At 74.7% G+C, this 2376-nt stretch carries 1 protein-coding gene and 1 pseudogene; both read right to left on the bottom strand.

Annotated elements, in window-relative coordinates:
• Nucleotides 1–329 (bottom strand): annotated as a pseudogene (locus ACYVE9_RS23295) (SWF or SNF family helicase); the annotation flags it as partial.
• On the bottom strand, nucleotides 326–2376 hold a 2051-nt coding region (locus ACYVE9_RS23290), incomplete at its 5' end, for a DEAD/DEAH box helicase (protein WP_461029854.1). The pseudogene ACYVE9_RS23295 and the gene ACYVE9_RS23290, both read right to left, overlap by 4 nt.

Here is a 2376-nt window from a genome sequence, read left to right as displayed (position 1 = left end):
AGATGGCCGGCCTCTGCGGCCACCACGTCCAGCAGCCGGCCCCAGTCGGCGTCGTCGAGCCGCGGCAGCAGCACATCCGAACGGTGCCCGGTGCCGTCCCGGTCGTGCACCACCGCGGTCAGCCGCCCGGGACGGACCGACACGGCCCCCACCGCGCCTGCCCGGGCAAGGCGCCGTCCGTCTCGGGTCGCCCCGGCGTCCAGGGTGTTCGCCACCAGGGCCGCCAGCCAGCTGACGCCCCACCAGGTCCGGGCGAAGGCCTGCCCCTTCGCCGGCGGCGACGCGACATAGGTCCGCTCCTGCTCCGGTGTGTCGTGCTGCCCGCTCACCGGCGGCTCCTTCCGCTCGGCCGTTCGGCCGCCCCGCCGACCGGTGCCGCCCTCAGCTCGACCAGCTCCGCCAACTCGCCGTCGGACAACTCGGTCAGCGCGGTGGTGCCGGCGTCGAGCACCGCCTCGGCCAGCGCGGCCTTGCGACTCAGCAACTCCGCGATGCGGTCCTCGACGGTGCCCTCGGCGATCAACCTGTGCACCTGCACCGGGCGTTGCTGCCCGATGCGGTGTGCGCGGTCGGTCGCCTGCGCCTCGACCGCCGGATTCCACCAGCGGTCGAAGTGCACGACGTGCTCGGCGGCGGTCAGGTTGAGTCCGGTGCCGGCCGCCTTCAACGACAGCAGGAACACCGGCACCTCACCCCGCTGGAAGCGGCGCACCATCTCCTCCCGGGCGCGTACGGGAGTGCCGCCGTGCAACAGCATCGTCGGTACGCCCCGGGCGGCCAGGTGCGACTCCAGCAGCCGGGCCATGCGCACGTACTGGGTGAACACCAGCGTGTTCACGCCCTCCGCGAGCAGCGTGCCGAGCAACTCGTCGAACAACTCCAACTTGCCCGACCGGCCCGGCAGTTCCGGGTCCTCCTCCTTGAGGTACTGCGCCGGGTGGTTGCAGATCTGCTTGAGCGACGTGAGCAGCTTGACGACCAGCCCCCGCCGCGCCGGGCCGTCCGCGCCCGAGACCGCGGCCAGTCCCTCGCGGACCACCGCCTCGTACAACCCGGCCTGCTCGGCGGTGAGCGCCACCGCCCGGTCGGTCTCCGTCTTGGCCGGCAGCTCCGGCGCGATGCCCGGGTCGGACTTGCGCCGACGCAGCAGGAACGGCTGCACGAGCCGGGCCAACCGCTCGGCCGCCGGCCCTCCGCCGGGCCCCTCGTGCGCCTCGACGGCGTCGGCGTACCGCCGGCGGAACGCCGGCAGCGTGCCCAGCAGCCCGGGAGTGGTCCAGTCGAGGATGGCCCACAGCTCCGCCAGCCGGTTCTCCACCGGCGTGCCGGTCAGGGCGATCCGGGCCCGCCCCGACACCGTCCGCAGCCGGCGGGCGGTGGCCGAGTAGGGGTTCTTCACGTGCTGCGCCTCGTCGGCCACCACCAGGCTCCAGTCGGCGGCGGCGTCCAACTCGGGCGCGTCCAGCCGCATCGTGCCGTACGTGGTGAGCACGAACTCGCCCTCGGCCAGGGCGTCGAGCCGGCGTTCGGCGCCGTGGTACCTGCGCACCGGTGTGCCCGGGGCGAACCTCTCGATCTCCCGCTGCCAGTTGCCCAGCAGGGACGCCGGGCACACCACCAGCGTGGGGCCGGCGAACTCCGGCGCCTCCTGCCGCCGCAGGTGGAGCGCGATCAACGTCAGCGTCTTGCCCAGCCCCATGTCGTCGGCCAGGCAGCCGCCCAGCCCTAGCGACGTGAGCCGGTCCAGCCAGGCGAGGCCGCGCTGCTGGTAGTCGCGGAGAGTCGCGGACAGCGCGGTCGGCGGCTCGCGAGGCGGGTCCTCGTCGCCGGGGTCGGCCGTCAACCGCTCGCGCAGGGCCGCGAGGTGTCCGGCGGCCCGGATCTCGATCCGCTCGCCGTCCTCCTCCCAGTCACCGGTGAGCGCACCGCCGAGCGCCTCGGCCGCGGTGACCTTGCGGTCCCGGCGGGTGACAGCGCGCCGTACCGACTCCGGATCCAGCAGCACCCACTGATCACGCAGCCGGACGAGCGGCCTGCCCGCCTCGGCCAGCCGGTCCAGCTCCGCACGGCTCAGCTGCTCGCCGTCCACCGCGAACTGCCAGGTGAAACTCAGCAGCGCCTCCGGCGAGAGCAGCCCGGGCCGCCCGGTCCGCGAGGAGTCCGGCGGGCCGTCCCGGCCGATGTCCGCCCGTGTCGTCAGACGGCGGACCATGGCCCTGGGCCAGTGGACCTGCACCCCCGCGGTCTGGAGGCGCTGCCCGGTGGCGGGCGAGAGCAGTTCGGTGACCTCCTCGTCGGCGAGGTCGAGCGCGTCCGGGACCGTGGACGTCAGCAGGGCGCGCAGCGGCTCCCACGCGGCGGCGGCGCGCCGCAGGG

Source organism: Streptomyces sparsus, from assembly GCF_054776295.1.
The sequence above is the reverse complement of the archived record's forward strand: the minus strand, read 5'-3'. Positions and strand labels throughout refer to the sequence as shown.